General features: G+C 62.3%; 21 protein-coding genes and 1 pseudogene. 5 read left to right on the top strand and 17 right to left on the bottom strand.

Annotated elements, in window-relative coordinates:
• Positions 1-195: 195 nt before the first annotated feature.
• Positions 196-831 (top strand): ribosome hibernation-promoting factor, HPF/YfiA family, encoded by a 636-nt coding sequence (gene hpf / locus IFJ82_RS12425; protein ID WP_075595010.1) that lies wholly within the window; start codon positions 196-198, stop codon positions 829-831.
• A gap of 61 nt (positions 832-892) precedes the next feature.
• Here hpf and IFJ82_RS12430 read toward each other — a convergent pair whose 3' ends face one another.
• Positions 893-1,201 (bottom strand): DUF1150 family protein, encoded by a 309-nt coding sequence (locus tag IFJ82_RS12430; RefSeq protein WP_003618111.1) that lies wholly within the window; start codon positions 1,199-1,201, stop codon positions 893-895.
• Positions 1,202-1,241: 40 nt separating this feature from the next.
• On the bottom strand, positions 1,242-1,709 hold the full coding sequence (locus IFJ82_RS12435; RefSeq protein WP_175575082.1) for an Hsp20 family protein: 468 nt from the start codon (positions 1,707-1,709) through the stop codon (positions 1,242-1,244).
• 257 nt (positions 1,710-1,966) lie between these two features.
• Between IFJ82_RS12435 and def the strand changes: the two genes are divergently transcribed.
• The 3 genes from def to truA all read left to right on the top strand — a co-directional run bounded on the left by def (position 1,967) and on the right by truA (position 4,423).
• Positions 1,967-2,509, top strand: coding sequence for a peptide deformylase (def, locus tag IFJ82_RS12440; protein ID WP_003618107.1), 543 nt, complete (start codon positions 1,967-1,969; stop codon positions 2,507-2,509).
• A gap of 139 nt (positions 2,510-2,648) precedes the next feature.
• Positions 2,649-3,575 carry a methionyl-tRNA formyltransferase gene (gene fmt, locus IFJ82_RS12445; RefSeq protein WP_192264798.1) on the top strand — a complete coding sequence of 309 codons (927 nt, stop codon included), beginning with the start codon at positions 2,649-2,651 and terminating at the stop codon, positions 3,573-3,575.
• Positions 3,572-4,423, top strand: a complete 852-nt coding sequence (gene truA / locus IFJ82_RS12450; RefSeq protein ID WP_225578662.1) for a tRNA pseudouridine(38-40) synthase TruA — start codon at positions 3,572-3,574, stop codon at positions 4,421-4,423. The genes fmt and truA overlap by 4 nt, the downstream gene beginning before the upstream one ends.
• A 410-nt stretch (positions 4,424-4,833) precedes the next feature.
• On the opposite strand, the gene IFJ82_RS12455 is transcribed toward truA, so the two are convergent.
• From IFJ82_RS12455 to rpmH, 9 genes and pseudogenes are all read right to left on the bottom strand, one after another.
• Positions 4,834-5,460 (bottom strand): hypothetical protein, encoded by a 627-nt coding sequence (locus IFJ82_RS12455; protein WP_040511600.1) that lies wholly within the window; start codon positions 5,458-5,460, stop codon positions 4,834-4,836.
• A 14-nt stretch (positions 5,461-5,474) separates the two neighbouring features.
• Positions 5,475-6,677: a succinyl-diaminopimelate desuccinylase gene (dapE, locus tag IFJ82_RS12460; RefSeq protein ID WP_081254501.1), complete on the bottom strand. Its 1,203-nt coding sequence runs from the start codon at positions 6,675-6,677 to the stop codon at positions 5,475-5,477.
• A gap of 4 nt (positions 6,678-6,681) precedes the next feature.
• A complete protein-coding gene (gene dapD / locus IFJ82_RS12465) occupies positions 6,682-7,530 on the bottom strand; it encodes a 2,3,4,5-tetrahydropyridine-2,6-dicarboxylate N-succinyltransferase (RefSeq protein ID WP_192264800.1) in 849 nt (282 codons plus the stop codon).
• Between the two features lie 160 nt (positions 7,531-7,690).
• Entirely contained in the window at positions 7,691-8,596 is a 906-nt protein-coding gene (gene argB / locus IFJ82_RS12470) for an acetylglutamate kinase (protein WP_075631601.1), read from the bottom strand.
• 61 nt (positions 8,597-8,657) lie between these two features.
• A complete protein-coding gene (gene yihA / locus IFJ82_RS12475) occupies positions 8,658-9,335 on the bottom strand; it encodes a ribosome biogenesis GTP-binding protein YihA/YsxC (RefSeq protein WP_040510476.1) in 678 nt (225 codons plus the stop codon).
• A 409-nt stretch (positions 9,336-9,744) separates the two neighbouring features.
• Positions 9,745-11,487: pseudogene (gene yidC / locus IFJ82_RS12480) on the bottom strand (membrane protein insertase YidC); the annotation flags it as partial.
• Between the two features lie 21 nt (positions 11,488-11,508).
• Entirely contained in the window at positions 11,509-11,754 is a 246-nt protein-coding gene (yidD, locus tag IFJ82_RS12485; protein WP_003618088.1) for a membrane protein insertion efficiency factor YidD, read from the bottom strand.
• Between the two features lie 47 nt (positions 11,755-11,801).
• On the bottom strand, positions 11,802-12,152 hold the full coding sequence (gene rnpA / locus IFJ82_RS12490) for a ribonuclease P protein component (RefSeq protein ID WP_192264802.1): 351 nt from the start codon (positions 12,150-12,152) through the stop codon (positions 11,802-11,804).
• A 70-nt stretch (positions 12,153-12,222) separates the two neighbouring features.
• Positions 12,223-12,357: a 50S ribosomal protein L34 gene (rpmH, locus tag IFJ82_RS12495; protein ID WP_003618086.1), complete on the bottom strand. Its 135-nt coding sequence runs from the start codon at positions 12,355-12,357 to the stop codon at positions 12,223-12,225.
• Positions 12,358-12,536: 179 nt separating this feature from the next.
• Here rpmH and IFJ82_RS12500 point away from each other — a divergent pair, with 179 nt between their 5' ends.
• Positions 12,537-12,767: a hypothetical protein gene (locus IFJ82_RS12500; protein WP_048859347.1), complete on the top strand. Its 231-nt coding sequence runs from the start codon at positions 12,537-12,539 to the stop codon at positions 12,765-12,767.
• A gap of 60 nt (positions 12,768-12,827) precedes the next feature.
• On the opposite strand, the gene gloA is transcribed toward IFJ82_RS12500, so the two are convergent.
• From gloA to IFJ82_RS12530, 6 genes are all read right to left on the bottom strand, one after another.
• Positions 12,828-13,217, bottom strand: coding sequence for a lactoylglutathione lyase (gene gloA, locus IFJ82_RS12505; RefSeq protein ID WP_003618084.1), 390 nt, complete (start codon positions 13,215-13,217; stop codon positions 12,828-12,830).
• Between the two features lie 102 nt (positions 13,218-13,319).
• Positions 13,320-14,213, bottom strand: a complete 894-nt coding sequence (locus IFJ82_RS12510) for an LpxI family protein (protein WP_003618083.1) — start codon at positions 14,211-14,213, stop codon at positions 13,320-13,322.
• Complete coding sequence (gene lpxA, locus IFJ82_RS12515; RefSeq protein ID WP_080545402.1) at positions 14,203-15,102, bottom strand: acyl-ACP--UDP-N-acetylglucosamine O-acyltransferase; 900 nt, start codon at positions 15,100-15,102, stop codon at positions 14,203-14,205. Before lpxA ends, IFJ82_RS12510 begins: the two co-directional genes overlap by 11 nt.
• A gap of 115 nt (positions 15,103-15,217) precedes the next feature.
• Positions 15,218-15,703: a 3-hydroxyacyl-ACP dehydratase FabZ gene (fabZ, locus tag IFJ82_RS12520; protein WP_040510475.1), complete on the bottom strand. Its 486-nt coding sequence runs from the start codon at positions 15,701-15,703 to the stop codon at positions 15,218-15,220.
• Positions 15,704-15,801: 98 nt separating this feature from the next.
• Positions 15,802-16,881, bottom strand: a complete 1,080-nt coding sequence (lpxD, locus tag IFJ82_RS12525; protein WP_003618078.1) for a UDP-3-O-(3-hydroxymyristoyl)glucosamine N-acyltransferase — start codon at positions 16,879-16,881, stop codon at positions 15,802-15,804.
• Positions 16,882-16,897: 16 nt separating this feature from the next.
• Positions 16,898-17,773 (bottom strand): OmpH family outer membrane protein, encoded by an 876-nt coding sequence (locus tag IFJ82_RS12530; RefSeq protein WP_040511591.1) that lies wholly within the window; start codon positions 17,771-17,773, stop codon positions 16,898-16,900.
• Between the last annotated feature and the right edge of the window lie 2 nt (positions 17,774-17,775).

A 17,775-nucleotide genomic window follows, 5' to 3' on the forward strand; every position in this document is an offset into this window, starting at 1 on the left:
CCACCCCAAATATGTCCAATGGAGTTTCCGGCCTTCACCACAGCGAGGGTCGGAACTGGTGCAACAGAGTGAACCTGACGCCAGGGCAGGCCGTGCATACGGAGCGGGGATTTCCAGACCTGATACGATAATGGCCCATCGCCTGTTTCCGTCTCTGCACGTGGCTTCCTTGGCAATAACAAGGAGTGGTCCCTTATGCACATCAGCGTTGCTGGCAAGCAGATCGACCTGTCTGACGCCCTGAAATACCGCGTAACCGATCATCTGGACCGCATTTCGGAAAAATACTTTGGACAGGCGATGGAAGCCCGCGTCACCTTCAGCCGTGCGCGTTCATTCTTTACCTGCGACATCAACCTCCATGCATCGCGTGGACTGACACTGCGTGGCGAGGGCGAGGCCGCGGACGCCCATGGCGCGTTTGATGACGCCGCCGAACATATCGCCAAGCGCCTGCGCCGCTATCACCGCAAGGCAACCAACCACGGGCACCTGCGGTCGCGCACCGTCCCGACGGAAATGGGGCGCAGCTATGTCCTGCGTCCGGGGGGGGACATCCCCGCGCGTGAGGATGGGCGTCAGGCAGCATCCACCGATGGCGTGGACGAGGATACGGACCCTGCGTTGGGTGGGGCAGGTCCGTATGCCACCATCATCGCCGAGCGCCCGACCGACATCGCAACGCTGAGTGTCAGTGAAGCGGTCATGCGACTCGACCTTGCGGATGTGAAACTGATGATGTTCCGCAATAGCAGCAGCGACGAGATCAATATCATTTACCGCCGCGACGACGGCAATATCGGCTGGCTTGACCCTTCGGGCCGCGCATAGCCATGAAAAAGGCCGCCCCATCGAAAAACGGGGCGGCCATCAGGCGATGCGGGCGACAGGTTCAGTGAACCAGTGCGGGCACCATTTCATGTTCCAGCACGGCGGTAATCGCCATGTCGCGATCCGGCGTCAGGGCCATGGGCGTACCGTCCGCGGCATGGATGGCGAACGCTTCCTCCCCATCCACGACGACTTCCTTTATGTACGCCACATATTCCATTCCCAGCGCACGCATCTGGCTATCGCTCAGCGTATGCACATCCATCGGCAGGCTGTTGCCCGTTTCGCATGGCACGATCCGACCGTTACGGAGTGTTGTCCTCAATTGCATGCCCTCCAGCAGCCGCGAAAACGCCCCTGGGGACGCCATTCGCATTTACATGATAACATGGGTGGACGGCCTTCCCCCCTCATTCATCATCAATCACCCGCACGACATGCTGCTTGCGCATGCCGGGGACATCAACGACCGGCGCACCGCGATCACGGATTGACGGACCTTTCGCGATCTCGATCTTGCGCACCCGCACTTCGGGTTGGGGCCGGTGCAGTTCTATGTGCAACAGGCCATTATCCATCCATGCGCCGCCGATCTCGATCCCCTCGGCCATGACAAAGGCCTTCTGGAACTGCCGTGCGGCAATGCCACGGTGCAGGAACACGCGCCCCTGCCCGTCATCCCCCTGGCGTCCGCGGATCACCAGCTGGTTGTCTTCCTGGGTGATATGCAGATCATCCATCATGAACCCCGCCACCGCCAGCGTAATACGCAGGGTCGTGGGGCTGACCTGTTCTATGTTGTATGGCGGATACCCGTCCGACGCATTCTTGGATGCACGTTCCAGCATCTGTTCCAGATGATCAAAACCAAGAAACATGGGGGATCCGAACACTCTTCCCGACACTCAGGCCTCCTCAATTCCAGAGCGAGACGATAACAAGGGATGGACCCGTCACGGCATCCACCCTGTCCCACGATATGGGACATCCGCGCCGGCGTGCAAGGGAACTGTCCCCCGGGCGCCACAGCCGGGAACAAAAGCACGGGCATGAAAATGGGCATACATGGTAAAAACACGCCCCATGGCGCATGGAACCTCTGGCATCCGGGGCGCAGGATCGCTAAATCGCGAACATGATAGATCAAGATGTCATTGCAGCGGCCACGCCGATGCCGATCCTTGTCGCCCCGCAGGCGATCCTCCGTCAGAAAACGCGCCTTGTCCGTCCTGAGGACACCGCACAACTGCGCGAAGCCATACCGCGCATGTTCGCCGCGATGTACAAGGCCCCCGGCATCGGCCTTGCCGCGCCGCAGGTTGGCCTTGGCCTGCGCTTTGCCCTTGTGGATGTTGCCGACAAGGACGAGGCACGCAACCCGATGGTGCTGATTAATCCCGACATCATCGCCGAAACCGAAACCATGTCCGTGCGTGAAGAGGGGTGCCTGTCGCTTCCCAACCAGTATGCCGAGGTGGCCCGCCCCGAAAGCGTGCGCGTGCGGTATCAGGATCTGGAGGGCAAACGCCACGAGATCGAGGTGGACGGCCTGCTTGCCACCTGCATCCAGCACGAGATCGACCATCTGGAGGGGATCCTGTTCGTCGATCACCTCTCCGCGCTCAAACGCAACATGATCATGCGCCGCCTGGCCAAGGAACAGCGGCTCAGGCACTGATTGCCCCTGCGACTTGCCCCTGCGACGGCCACACGCCCGGTGACGTGGCGCGTGGCGCGCCCGCCGTGCGACCTTCCCGCGCCCATGGGCCTGCCCCCGCGGCATCACCCGGCGCGCTTTCCCCCGATGGAACGACATCATGCGCCTTGCCTTCATGGGAACCCCCGACTTTGCCGTACCGGCCCTGCAGGCCCTGCACGCCGCCGGACATGAAATTGTCGTGGTCTATACACAGCCCCCCCGCCCCGCCGGCCGGGGCAAGAAGGAACGCCCGTCGCCCGTGCATGTCGCGGCGCAGGAATTGGGGATCGCAGTGCGCACGCCCCTGTCGCTGCGTCGCGATACGGCGGAACACGATCATTTCACCGCACTGCGACTCGATGCGGCAGTGGTCGCGGCCTATGGGCTGATCCTGCCGGTCGCCATGCTTGATGCGCCCGTGCATGGATGCCTCAACATCCATGCCAGCCTGCTGCCACGCTGGCGCGGGGCGGCCCCGATACAGGCGGCGATCCTGGCGGGAGACCGTGAAAGTGGCGTGACCATCATGCAGATGGATGCGGGGCTGGATACCGGTGCGATGCTGTGCGAAGGCCGCGTCGCCCTTACCCCGCGCACCACGGCAACCAGCCTGCATGACGACCTTGCCGCCATGGGCGCACGCCTTGTGGTCGAGACCCTGCGTACTATCCCGCCCCCCCGTCCGCAGCCGGAAGATGGCGTGACCTATGCCGCGCGCCTGACGCGCGAGGACGGGCGCCTGCGGTGGGACAGACCTGCTGATATGCTGGACCGGCAGGTGCGCGCCATGACGCCATGGCCCGGTACCTTCACCCTGCTGGCGGGGGAGACGATCAAGGTCGGGGCCGTTGCGATGGACCCCACCCCCACCACAGCGGCGCCGGGCACGATCGTGGACGACCGCCTGCTGGTTGCCTGCGGGAATGGCACGACCCTGCGGATCACACGCCTGCAACGCCCCGGACGCGGCATGATGGAGGCCGATGCCTTCCTGCGTGGACAGGCTGTGCCTGCAGGCACCCGTTTCGACCCGCCCCAGCCATGAACGATGAAACCACACCCCCCGCATGGGGGGCACTGCCACCCGGATTTGTCCCCCCCCGTGCCAAAGCACCGAAAAACATACGTCGCTGGGCGGTCAGGATCGAATATGACGGGCGTGACTTTGTTGGCTGGCAACGCCAGGCGTCGGGCCTGACCTCGGTCCAGGGCGTGCTGGAGGCAGCCGCCACGCGCCTGACCGGTGGCCGTCCCGTCATCAGCATCACCGCCGGACGCACCGATTCCGGCGTACATGCCACCGGGCAGGTCGCGCATCTGGATTTCCCCGATGACATTCCATTAAGCAGCACCGCAGTGCGCGACGCACTGAATTACCACATGAAGCCGCACCGTGTGGCCATCCTGATCGCGCGTCCCGTCCTGCCGAACTGGAGCGCCCGTTTCTCCGCCATCCTGCGATCCTACCGCTATCGCATCATCAACCGCAGCGCCCGCCCCACACTGGACGAAGGACGTGTGTGGCACGTACGCCAGCCGCTGGATGTGGACCTGATGCGCCAGGCCGCGCAATTCCTGATTGGACGGCATGATTTCACCACGTTCCGTGCCTCTGCCTGTCAGGCGAAAAGCCCGGTCCGCACACTCGACAGGCTGGATATCCATCGGGAGGGGGAGGAGATCATCATTGTGACAGAAGCCCGCGCCTTCCTGCATCATCAGGTGCGCAACATGACCGGAACCCTCAAGATGGTGGGCGAAGGAAGCTGGTCGGTCGAACGGGTGGGACAGGCGCTAGCGGCGTGTGATCGCCGCGCCGGTGGCCCAACGGCCCCGGCGGAAGGGCTGTACCTGACCGGCGTGGCCTACCCCGAGGACCCGTTCGCGAAATAACGCCGCACACCCGATGACAAGGCCCCAGAGGGCGACAGCGTGTCGTCAGTTAAGCCCTGAGAGACCGTTTAAAAACAAATCATTGATAAAAAAGAAAAGTTTTTGGGTGCCGCCTTTTTGAAAAAAGGCGGCGTCTTTCGAAGCTTTTTGGAAAAAGCTTCACCAAAAACCTTTATCATTCCAGTAGGTTATCGCGCCTGACTTTTTAAACAGTCTCTGAGCCAGGAGCTGTAATTTCGGTCACTCTGTACTGACTGTTTTTCCGGCTTTGGAGGAGAACAATCGATGCGGCGCTGTGGCTTACGTGACGACCAGTAGGAGCAGATAACTGACGCCACGCTGTAAGCCTCCAGAATGCATGAAAGTTTTGGGCGACGCATTTCCCCAAAGGGCGTCGCCTTATACCTTAATCAGTGTTTGGCGGTGGAGGTGGCACCGGGAAGCGCCATGAAATCATGCCAGGGCACGTAATGCGGGGGCAGCAATGCCGTGATTTCCGCCATCACCGCCAGGCTGAGCAGGACAGCGCCGAGCAGCAGCATCGCACGTCCCCCCCCCAGTCCCAGCCCGATGCGTGCGATGAACCAGGTCATCCACAGGCTGTAGGCAAACCCGACACCATTGATAATCAGGCCCCCATAAAACGTCTCCAGCAATGCCGGGGAACCAAGCGCAATCAGCAACGCCACCGCAAGCATGACAAACGGTGACAACCAGTCGGTCCACCATGCCGCCGCAATATAGCGGTACCACAGCCCGCCGCGTTGCCAACGTTGCGCCAGCGCATGGGTCAGCACCGCAGGCAACAGGATCATGCACAATGAAAACAGCCAGCGCGTGACACTCGTGGCGTCGGGGGCATGCAGCATCGTCAACAGCCCCCCCACCAGCCACAATGCAATACGTGGTGCAAGCGCCGTCAGGACCGCATCACGCGTATTGCCAAAATATGCGAGCCCTGCGACCCGCCCGCGTCCCAGCAGCAGCATCCCACGCAGGATATTGCCAAACCCGGTCGGCCCGGACCTGGGGGTCATGCCGTCATCCGCCATCAGGCCATCAGCCTTTCCACAAACCTGTCATAAATCCGTGCCAGTTGCGTCAGGTCCGCGACCGGCACATGTTCGTCCACCTTGTGCATGCTGGCCCCCACCAGGCCGAATTCCGCAACCGGGCAATATTGGCTGATGAACCGGGCATCGGACGTGCCGCCCCCGGTATCCAGGCGGGGCATCTGACCTGTCACTGCCGTCACCGCATCACGCAGGGCATCCACCCCGGCTGTCGGCTGCGTCAGGAACGATTCGCCACTGATGCGTATCTGCACATCCGCCCCCGGCGCATGGCGCGCGCACACGGTACGTATCCATCCCGACAGGTCCGCCCCCGTATGAAGGTCGTTGAAACGGATATTGAACCGCGCACACGCCGTCGCGGGAATGACGTTCGTTGCGGTATTGCCCACATCGACACTGGTGACCTGCAGGCTGGAGGGCTCGAACCATTCGCTGCCGGTATCCAGCGGCGCCACAGTCAGTTCATGCAGCAGCGCCAGCAGCCGGTGAACCGGATTGTCCGCACGGTGGGGATAGGCGACATGCCCCTGTACACCCGTAACCGTAATCGTGGCGTTCAGGCTGCCACGACGCCCGATCTTGATCACCTCGCCCATCTGCTGCGGGTTCGTCGGTTCCCCCACCAGACAGAAATCGGGGATCTGTCCGTTCGCCGCCATCCATTCCAGCACACGCACGGTGCCATTGGTGGCGGGGCCTTCCTCGTCCCCCGTAATCAGCAGGCTGACTGAACCGGGTATCGTGCCACCATGCCGTGCAAGGTAGCAGCGTATGGCGGCGACAAAGGCGGCGATCCCGCCCTTCATGTCACATGCCCCACGCCCATACAGAAGGCCGTCATGAATCTGCGCACCGAACGGGTCGCTGCGCCATGCCGCATCGCCCACCGGGACGACATCGGTATGCCCCGCGAAACAGACATGCGGATGCCCCGTGCCCAACCGGGCGAACAGGTTGGGGGTATATGCATCCCCTTCCCCGAACGGCAGCGACGTAACCGCAAAGCCCATATCCCGCAATACCGTGGCCAGGACATCGATCGCACACCCGTCATCAGGCGTAACCGACGGACAGCGGAGCAGTGCGCGTGCAAGCGTGACGACACCCCCGACATCCTCCTGCGCCCCATGACGATCCTGCGTCCCTTGGGTTGCCCTGCCGCTGGGTGCCCCGGTCATGCCCTCAGCCGCGCAGCAGGTCGTTGATGGATGTCTTCGAACGGGTGCGTTCATCCACCCGCTTGACGATCACGGCGCAATCAAGCGACGGCAGCGGCTTTCCATCGGCCGTAGTCGCCTGACGCGGCGGCAGTGTGCCGGGCACCACAACGGAATAGGCCGGGACACGGCCCATGAAGACCTCACCCGTCGTGCGGTCCACGATCTTGGTGGAGGCGCCAAGGAAGACACCCATCGACAGCACGCTGCCACGTTCGACCACCACGCCTTCGGCCACCTCGGAACGCGCACCGATGAAGCAGCCGTCCTCGATGATGACCGGTGCGGCCTGCAACGGTTCAAGCACGCCACCGATCCCCACGCCGCCGCTGATGTGGCAGTTCTTGCCAATCTGCGCGCAACTGCCGATCGTGACCCACGTATCGACCATCGTGCCGCTGTCTACATAGGCGCCTGCATTGACGAAGCTGGGCATCAGGACCACGCCCGGCGCGACAAAGGCCGAACGACGCACGATCGCACCCGGCACGGCGCGGAACCCGGCCTGCGTGAAGGCCCCCTCGTCCCAGCCCGCGAACTTCAGCGGCACCTTGTCGAAGGCAGGCGCACCGGCACAGCCATTGGGGGCAAGGCGATTGTCATTAAGGCGGAAAGACAGCAGGACCGCCTTCTTCAGCCATTCATTGACCACCCACCCCTCAGCACCCGGTGTCGCGACCCGCAGGCGACCGGCATCAAGTTCGGACAACGCGGCCTCGACGGGCGCGCGATCCGCCTCGCCGGAACGCGGGGACAGCGTATCGCGCCGTTCCCACAGGGCCTCGATCTGGCTCTGGAGGGTCGTATCAGTCATGAATTCCAAATCCTGTTCCGGACAACATCGCCATCGCGGTTTTATCTGGGGGCGACGGCATGAAATGAGGTGATCGCGGACCATGCGGGGGATGGACGCCCATGTCAACGCATCCCCGTCAACGCATCCCCCACACCATCAGGACGGCACGCCCGCCGCCTTATTCACCGCGTATCAGCGTCCCCAGTCCCGCTTCGGTAAACAGTTCGAGCAGGCAGGCATGCGGCACGCGACCATCAAGGATCACGGCAGCCTTTGCCCCGGCCTTCACAGCGGCAAGGCAGGTTTCGACCTTCGGGATCATTCCGCCTGAAATCATGCCGCTGGCGATACCGCGACGCGCATCTTCTGCCGTCAGTTCGGGGATGAGGTTGCCATTTTCATCAAGCACACCCGGCACATCCGTCAACATCAGCAGGCGGCTGGCATTGACCGCGCCCGCAATGGCGCCTGCGGCCGTGTCGGCGTTGATGTTATAGGTCTCCCCGTTCTCGCCACTGCCCACAGGGGCGATGACGGGTATCAGGCCAGAGCCGGACAGGGCATAGATGACACGCGAGTCAATGCGTGTGGGTTCCCCCACAAAGCCAAGATCGAGCAGGCGATCCGTCTCCACCCCGTTTTCACGCGCGCGACGTTCCAGGCGACGCGCGGAAATCAACCCGCCATCCATGCCCGAAATCCCGACCGCCAGCGCACCGGCACGGTTGATCAGGCCGGCGACCTGCTTGTTCACCTTGCCCGCCAGCACCATTTCGATCACGTCGATCATCGCGGCGTCGGTCACGCGCAGCCCGTCGATGAAGGTCGATTCAATCTGCAACCGCTTGAGCATTGCACTGATCTGCGGACCACCGCCATGGACAATGACCGGATTGATCCCCACCTGCTTGAGCAGGGCGACATCATGACCGAACGCGTCCGACAACGAGGTATCGACCATCGCGCTGCCGCCATATTTCACGACAAGCGTATCCCCGGCATAGCGTCGCAGGTACGGCAACGCCCGCGCCAGAACATCTGCCCGTTCGCGGGCATCCTGACTGCCCGGTCCTGTTAACGTCATCCGATCGTGCCTCAATCCATCAAACACTGTGTGGCCATGACCCTTATCACAGCCAAGCCCTTCATGCCCGCGCGGGGGGCGGGTATGCAAGCTGTGCAAGTTCCGCGCGCAGTTCCACGATACCCTCGCCATTCGCGCTGCTCGTCACAAGGACAAGCGGATAGGCTGCGGCATGGCTGGCTGCGATTTCGCGCGTCTCACGCAGCTTCGCCGCCAGTACGGGGGGCTTGGGAATGTCGCACTTGGTCAGCACGATCTGGAACGTGACCGCCGCACGATCCAGCAGCTTCATGATCTCGCGGTCACTTTCCTTGATCTCCACCCGCGAATCCAGCAGCAGCACAACACGCTTGAGGGTCGGGCGCCCGCGCAGGAACGAGAACATCATCCCCTGCCAGTCTTCCTTGACCGCCTTCGCCGCCTTGGCAAAACCATAACCGGGCATGTCCACCAGCGTCAGCCGCCCGGCAAGTTCGAAGAAATTGAGCTGCTTGGTCCGCCCCGGCTCTGACGAGGCACGGGCCAGTGTCCGCCGCCCCGTCAGGGCGTTGACCAGACTGGACTTTCCAACATTGGAACGCCCGGCAAACGCGATTTCCGGCAATAACGGGTCGGGCAGTTGCCCAAGCTTTTGCGCACCAAACACGAACTGGCATTCGCCTGCGAACAGCAGACGCCCGGCCTCGCGGGCGCGCTCGATTTCCTCTGGGGTGGGGGTCTTGGGGGTGAAATCAACCATTGCCGCCTGTATCGCCCCCGCTTTTGTCATTCCCACCGGATGCATTCGGCGAAGGATTACGCCGGGCAGCCTTCTGCTCGTCGCGGCGCTTCTTGCTGTTATGGTTTTTGTTCCCGCGCCGGCCCTTGGCCCTGCCAGCCGTGTCTTCCCCCTGGCCCGGCACGTCGGCGTCATCGTGCGGCGTGTCCTGCCCCGGTCCCTTTGTGGGCGCATCGGCACCTGCATCGGACGTATTCGGGACCTCCCGGATCACGGTGCCCTCAATCTGCTGGCCCTTGCCACCGGACTGGCTCTTGGCGGTCGCGGTCTTCGCATTGCCGGCTTTGGCCGGGCTGGCCTTGCCCGCGCTGTCCACCGCCTTGGCCTGACGCTCAAGGATCGACTGCAGAAGCTTTGCGAACAGCGAAGGCTTCTCCTTCTCCGGCCGGATCACCACAGGGGCCTTGGCCTCTGCATTCACACGACGCTGGATCACGGCCTGCTGCGCCATCGTCAGCAGGTTGTTCCAGCAGTAATAGATCACAAGTCCCGACGGCTGCCGCGCCATGAAGAAGGTGAACAGGATCGGCATCAGTTGGAACATCTTCTGCTGCGCCGGATCAGCCGCGGGTGCGGGATTGATCTTCTGTTGCGCGAACATGGTCAGGCCAAAGGCAATCGGCCACAGCCCAAGCTGGAAGAAGGTGGATATATGCGTCGGATCCCATGGGATCAGCCCGAACAGGGTGAAGATATTGGTCGGGTCCGCCGCCGAAAGGTCATGGATCCAGCCAAAGAACGGGGCATGCCGCATCTCGATCGTGACAAACAGCACCTTGTACAGGCACCAGAACACCGGGATCTGCAACAGCATCGGCAGGCAGCCGCTGGCGGGATTGACCTTTTCTTCCTTATACAGCGCAATCATATGCTGATTAAGCGCCATCTGGTCGTCTTTATACCGCTCCCGCAGGGCTTTGATCTTGGGCTGGAGCTGGCGCATCTTGCCCATCGACCGGAACTGCTTGGTCGCCAGCGGGAAGAACAGTCCCTTGACCACCAGCGTGAAGGCCATCAGCGCAAGGCCGAAATTGCCCAGCAGCGTATTCAACCAGTCCAGCACAGTGAAGATCGGATGCGTCAGGAACGCGAACCAGCCAAAATCCACGGCCTTCCAGAAGGACGGAATATGCAGGCTGGCTTCATACTTCTCCAGTAGCGGCACTTCCTTGGCACCGGCAAAGACATGGGTTTCGGTCACACCATCGCCACCCGGCGCAATGACTTCGGGCGTCCGGGCGGTAAAGCCGACCTGATAGACACCTTCATGCCCGGCTTCCGGCACATAGCCATAGCTGCCGGTCACTAACGAATCCTGCTGCGGAATGACGGCGGTCAGCCAGTATTTGTCGGTAATCCCGCTCCAGCCGCCCGTACCCGGCTTGTTCCACGACGTATTGCCCGGCGGTATCGTGCCATTACGCACCGATTTATAGGAGCTTTCGTCCAGACGCCCGTCAATGACGGAAATCGGGCCTTCATGCACCAGGTATCCGCCGGTCTCCACCGGGGTATAGGCACGATCAACACGCGAATAGGGATATAGCGACACAGGCCCTGCCGCCTGATTGTGGACCTTCTGCGTGACGGAGAACATGTAGTTCTGGTCAATCGCGACCACGAGTTCGAACACCTGTCCCTGCCCATTGTCCCAGCGCAGGGTAACAGGCTGGTCCTGCGTCAGGCTGGCCTGATCCGCGCTCCATACCGTGGTGGCGTCGGGCACGCGCACCTGCCCACCTGCGATATTGAGCCAGCCGACCTCCACAAGGTTCGACTGCGGGTCCTGGCGGGGATCAAGGATACGCACCAGCGGGCTGCCGGGTTTGACGGTCTCGTGATAATCCTTGAGCACGAGGTCATCCAGGCGCGCGCCCCGCAGGTTGATCGACCCACCGACACGACCGGTATTGATCGCAAGGCGCGGATCATCTTTTGCATCCGTCGCGCCATTGCCCGCATCCGCCCCCGGCGCCGCGGCAGGTGTATCCTGCCCGGCACCAAGTGCAGGCTGCGTGGCCGCCTTATGATCCGGGTGCGGCACCAGATACTGGAAACCGAGCAGAACCATGGCAGACATCGCCACTGCAACCATTAAACGCTTGATATCCATCAGCGACCAGCCAGACTCTCGTTATTCAGGTTTATGGATGCAGCAGCAGGAGCGACCATCATGGTGCGTGGTGGGCACCGGGTCATATCCCCCCGCATTCCAGGGATTGCAGCGCATGATACGCCACAGCGACATGAGACCACCACGCCACGCACCATGGCGTGCAAGGGCATCACGGGCATAATGGCTGCATGATGGGGTAAAGCGGCAGTTCGCGCCGATCACGGGCCGGATCACCAGTTGGTAGGCACGGATCATCGCGCGCATTACCGTCACGACCGGCCCCCGTGAAACCGGGACGGGGGAAGGAATGTTCACGCGTCCCCCATGACCCCGGCTTTCTTCAATGCCTTGCGATAATCAGCCAGCAGCGAGGAAAATTTACGATTGATTGTGGCGCTACGGCCAATAACCACAAGATCCACGCCACAAAGCGGCAGTTCCCGCCCGACCTGGCGGACAACCTCGCGCAGGCGCCTGCGCACACGACTGCGGACCACCGAATTCCCGACCTTTTTCGTCACGGTGAACCCATGACGGGCCGAATCGGCATCATCGCGATGCAACGCCTGCAAAACCATGCCAGACACCGGGGCCTTGCGGCCTTTTGCCGCGACCTTCAGGAATTCAGCACGTTTCTTGAGACGGATCGACCGGTCGGCCACGTTCAGCAGCCCCTGTTAATGCAAAGTGTCATTCCGGGACAAAGTGTCCCGGAACGTAAAACCAGGGCAATTAAGCGGAAAGACGCTTACGGCCCTTGGTGCGACGGTTCGCAATCACCTTGCGGCCACCGACGGTTTCCATGCGGGAACGAAAGCCGTGACGGCGCTTGCGGACCAGCTTCGAGGGTTGATACGTGCGCTTCACGACAGCACTCCCAGATTGACTGTAACAGGTTACGGATGAATATCGGGGCGCAGGCAATTTTCCTGCACATCCCCAAGGCGGGCCTTATACTGCCCGTTATTCCCAGCGTCAATGCGCAACCCGCGTTACATGCCGCGCATGAGACACCCCGACCACCGCCCCAGAATTACGGAGCCCCCATGCCCCATACTCCCGCCCCTTCTCCCGACGTTACGGACGTGGCCGGCATATGCACGCACCTGCATGACATCAGGGGCATCCTGTCGCCTGCCCTGATCAAGGCTGACCTGCTGTCGGCCCATCCCGACGCACAGGTGCGCGCGGGCGCTGAGGTCATCATACAGGCGATAGAAGCCACGGTCGGCAGGCTCGACCTCATGCGGCGCACCTGCCTGCCCGCCCGGGAATGACCGATGGTACGGGCTGATGATAAAAAGGCCGAAGGGATGCACATCCCCCCGGGTGAAGGATCAAGGGCGCTGGATCAGCTCGATCTTATAGCCATCAGGGTCTTCGACAAAGGCGATGACGGTGGTGCCGAATTTCACCGGCCCCGCCTCACGCGTGACCTTGCCACCACCTGCGCGGACTTTTTCAACCATGGCGGCGACATCCGCCACACCCACGGCGAAATGGCCGAATCCGGTGCCGACGTCATATCCATCGTCCTGACCCCAGTTATAGGTCAGTTCGATTTCCGCCTGCCCTGCCGCATTGTCAGCATACCCGATGAAAACAAGCGTGTATTTCCCTTCGGGCACCTCACGCCGACGCAATTCACGCATCCCAAGCAACCCGTAGAAATCAAGGCTGGCCTCCAGATTACGGACGCGAACCATTGTATGCAGGTAACTGCCCATGATGTTTGCACTCCTTATTTTATCGACCGCTAACAAACCGCACCCAACAACATACTGAAATTATAAAAGTTCTTATCAGGATGTCATGTTCAGGGCGGTCTTTTACAAAACGGATTCCATCGTCCCCTCGGCCGTAATTCCGACAAGGAAAAGACCAGCCGCATCCGCCCGCGTCACACATTCAAGCGGGTCCGTCAGCAGTGTGGCCCCGGCCTCGAACGCGATGCCACGCAATCCCGCACCTGCCGCGCGGCGCACCGTTTCGGGGCCGATGGTGGGCAGGTCGGCACGCCGTTCCTGTCCTGGTTTGACCATCTTGATCAACACCCCGCCGGGACGACCATCCTGATGGTATCGTCCGACACGTTCAAGCATCTCGTCCGTACCCTCGATCGCCTCGACCGCAAGGACAAGCCCGTCCTGCACCACACAGCCCTGTCCAATATCCAGCGCGCCCATGGCCTGCACCACGCGCCGCCCACGCCCGATATCGGACATTGCGACGTGATCGGGGCGCACCATCCCCATCACGCCACGCCGCCCGATGGATGCATGCAGATATTCATGCGCGCCCCGGATAACGAATCCTTCCTCCCCCAGCACCCGGACAATCGCGCCAAGCAACCCGTCATCACCAGAAAACAGGGCACGACCGATCCGCGCCAGTATACGTGCGCCCACCGCATCAGGACGCAATGTCGCAAAGGAAGGACGCCGCACCGGCCCGATCAGGACCAGTTCACGACATCCATGCAGACGCAGGGTGGAAAGGATTTCGCCCGCCGCGGCAAGCCGGATGAACCGGTGCGGCCATGGGGCGATGACATCGGGGTCGGCAAACCCCTCGAACCCGATGATAAAGACGCTGCCGCCCGCCGCAACAACAGAACGCGCAACCTGCGCCGGCAGTGGGCCGCCCCCGGCAAGGATGCCGACACAGGCGGGGGAAGACGCAGAAGCAGACGTAACCTGATCCATCAGGGGATCAGGCGCCATCGGTCTCGATCATTTCGCCCGGACTTCTCTGCACGCGCACCAGTCCGCGATGGCTGGGGGCCGCAATGAAATCCAGAATTTCGGACACGCGGGCATCATCGCCATACTGTCCACGCACCTGTTCCAGACGCGTCTGGAACACAGCGCCACTGGCATGTGCGGCCTTGGGATACAGCGCGCGGAACGCCTGACGCATACGCCGGATATCATCGGGCGCGACACCATTGCGCCGCAGCCATATCCAGTGCAGCCCCACAAGCCGCGCCCGGTTGCCCAGCACGCTGCCATACGGAATGACGTCCGCCTCCACCCCGCACACACCACCGACAAGGGCGGCGTGCCCGATACGCACGAACTGATGCAGGGCGGCCGACCCCATGATGCGGGCATTGTCGCCAATGACGACATGCCCCCCCATCACCACGTTATTGACGATAATGACACCCCGTCCCAACGTGCAGTCATGCGCCACGTGGGAGTTCGCCATGATAAGGCACCCTCCCCCGATGGTGGTGACACCCACACCCGTGGCCGTCCCCCGGTGAATGGTGACATTTTCACGGATGATGGTGCCCGCCCCCACGACACAGCGTGTGGGTTCACCGCGATATTTCAGGTCCTGCGGTTCCATACCCACTGTGGTGAAGGGATAGCAGACGACATTCGCGCCGATATGCGTATGGCCGTCAATCACCACATGGGAAATCAGCCGGGCACCGTCATCAATCACCACATCGGGACCGACCGTGCACCATGGGCCAATTGACACGCCGCGACCAATTCGGGCGCCAGCGGCAACGATGGATGAGGGATGGATAACAGCAGCCCCCAGAGGTTCCACATCCGTTGTCGTGCCGGTAGATGCGCTGTGTGCCAGAACAGCCTCCATTTCGACGGCTTTCCGGCGCTCAGCCACCGGAAAAAAAAGCCATGATCCAGATACCGGTTCCCGGTTACGGTGCCTGCCGTTACGGGCCGATCGTTTTCCGTTCGCCGGGCCTGGCCTAGCCCATGATCATCGCGCTGAACGTCGCCTCGGCCACCGAGACACCGTCTACGCGCGCAATCCCCTTGAATTTCCAGACATTCGCGCGGCTGCGCTCTTTTTCAACGGAAATCCGCAACTGATCGCCAGGGCCAACGGGGCGACGGAATTTCGCGCCGTCTATGGTCATGAAATAGACCAGCTTCCCCTCGAACGCCTCACCCAGCGTCAGCACGACAAGCGTCGCCGCCGTCTGCGCCATCGCCTCGATGATGAGGACGCCCGGCATGACCGGCCGCGCAGGGAAATGCCCCTGGAAATGCGGTTCGTTCACGGACACGTTCTTGATGCCGACCGCCGACTGACCGCGGACGATATCAACCATCCTGTCAATCAGCAGGAAAGGATAACGATGGGGAATCGCCTCCATGATGCGCATGATGTCGATTGCCTCGACACTCTGCGGCGCCTGCTCTGTCGGTAATGCCTCTACTTCTTTATCCACGTCGTCCAACCATCTCTGCGGTACGGGAACGCCTGCGATCTGACTGGACAGGCCGCCCCATGCCGGTTGAATGTTTTTACAGCCTTCGGCACCGTCGCCTAGCCGGCCTTGTCGCTGCCCCCATCCTGCGTCGGTTTTTTCGCCAGACGACGCAGGAACGCCACGTTTCGGAAAAACTCCCTGAACGGCATCGCCGGGCTTCCGATGACATCGGCCCCGGCCTCGACATCGGACATGACGCCACATTGTGCGCCGATCCGTGCCTTCGTGCCAATCTTGATATGCCCGATCAGCCCGGCCTGCGCCGCGACCGTGACAAAATCGCCAAGTTCCGTCGAACCCGAAATACCGGCCTGGGACACAACGATACAGCACCGTCCCAGACGCGCATTATGGCCGATCTGCACCAGATTGTCGAGGCGCGACCCCGCCCCGATCAGGGTATCGCGAATCGACCCACGGTCGATGGTGGAGTTCGCACCGACCTCGACCCCGTCCTCAAGGATCACCCGACCAAGCTGGGGCACGGTCTCAAACCCGTCAGGACCGGTGGCAAAGCCGAAGCCTTCCTGACCGATGCGGACACCCGGCAGCAAGGTGACACGTTCCCCAAGCAGCGCATGCGACAGGCAAACATGGCTGCCGATGCGGCTGCGTGCACCGATTTCCACGCCATCGCCGACCATGACATGCGTGCCAAGCGTCACACCCGCGCCAATACGTGCGCGCGCACCGATGACTGAAAATGCCCCGATCGACGCTGATGGATCGACCTGCGCGCCCTCGCCGATGACCGCGGTGGGATGAATCCCCGGATCAACCGGTGGCGCGGGATAGAAACGCGAGGCCACACGCGCCCATGCAAGATAGGGCGTACGCGACACCAGCGCCACGGCATGGGACGGCACCTTGTCAACAAAGGCAGGCGCCACGATCACCGCACCCGCGCCCGTCTGCTCCAGCAGGGGGAGATAGCGCCGGTTGTCCAGAAAGCTGACCTGCGTCGGCCCTGCCGACTGCAGGGGGGCTATGCCGGTGAAGTGTGGTGCGTCGGCAATCGCTGCCCCCGCCCCCTGAAGCTCCGCACCGGCGCAGCGCGCAAGTTCCGTGGCGTCAAACGGGCCATCCGATACAAAAAACCGCGTATCGCCCGGCCCGCTTTCCTCCCGCACGTACATGGACCCGACCAAGCCCTTAGTGCTTCGCCTTGGGTGCGACGGCGGTTGCCGCTGCTGCCGGGGCGGAGGCGCCACCCTGTTCCGCATCGGCGGTTGTCGGCATCGTGCCCGATTTCGCCAGCACTTCAGGATCGACATTCGCCGCCGGGATAAAGACGCTCGGCAGGATCGAGTTCAACTGCGTCGCGACCTGCTGGGTGATGTCAAGGTTATCCTGACTCAACGCCACCTGTTCACGGTGCAGGACAAGGTTCATGCTGCGGCTGGCGGCAACCTGGCGGATGATCTGCACCAATTCGCGTTCAATCTGCCCAAGGGAGACCTGGGCGGCTTCCTGGATGATGCGGTTGCGGTTGCGGAAGTTCTTCTGCGCCGCGATCACGCGCTCCTGCAACTTGCGTTCGCTCGCCTGGATCTGGTCGGATGACATGGTCCGCGCCTGACCCTGCAGCTTCTGCTGCTCATCACGCCACGACGCCTGTTCCTTTTGCGCATCACGGGCAAGTTCGTCACGCCGCGCGCCCAATACGCGTTCCGCCTGCTGCGCCGCAGTGGACAGGCGCATCACGTCAGGCACGCTGATGACACCGATGATCGGTGCGGGCGGCGGCGCCCCCTTGGGCAGGTCCGGCGAGTTGGGGATCTGCGGCAACGGCAGGACCGGCGGCGTCTGGGACTGGGCTTCCTCGCTATCGGCCGGGGGGGCCGGCAGGGGGACGGGCTGCGGCGCGGGCTGGGCCGCATGCGCTGCGGCATGCTCCGGCTGCTGCTGGGATGCCTTGGGGACGAACCAGCCGGAATTGTTCTGCGCATGGGCAACAGATCCGACCAGGCTGCCACATCCCAGTGCGACAGCCGCGGCAAATAAACGAACGCCGGAATTACGCAACATTA

The sequence above is a fragment of the Novacetimonas hansenii genome (assembly GCF_014843995.1).
Taxonomy (GTDB): Bacteria; Pseudomonadota; Alphaproteobacteria; order Acetobacterales; family Acetobacteraceae; genus Novacetimonas; species Novacetimonas hansenii.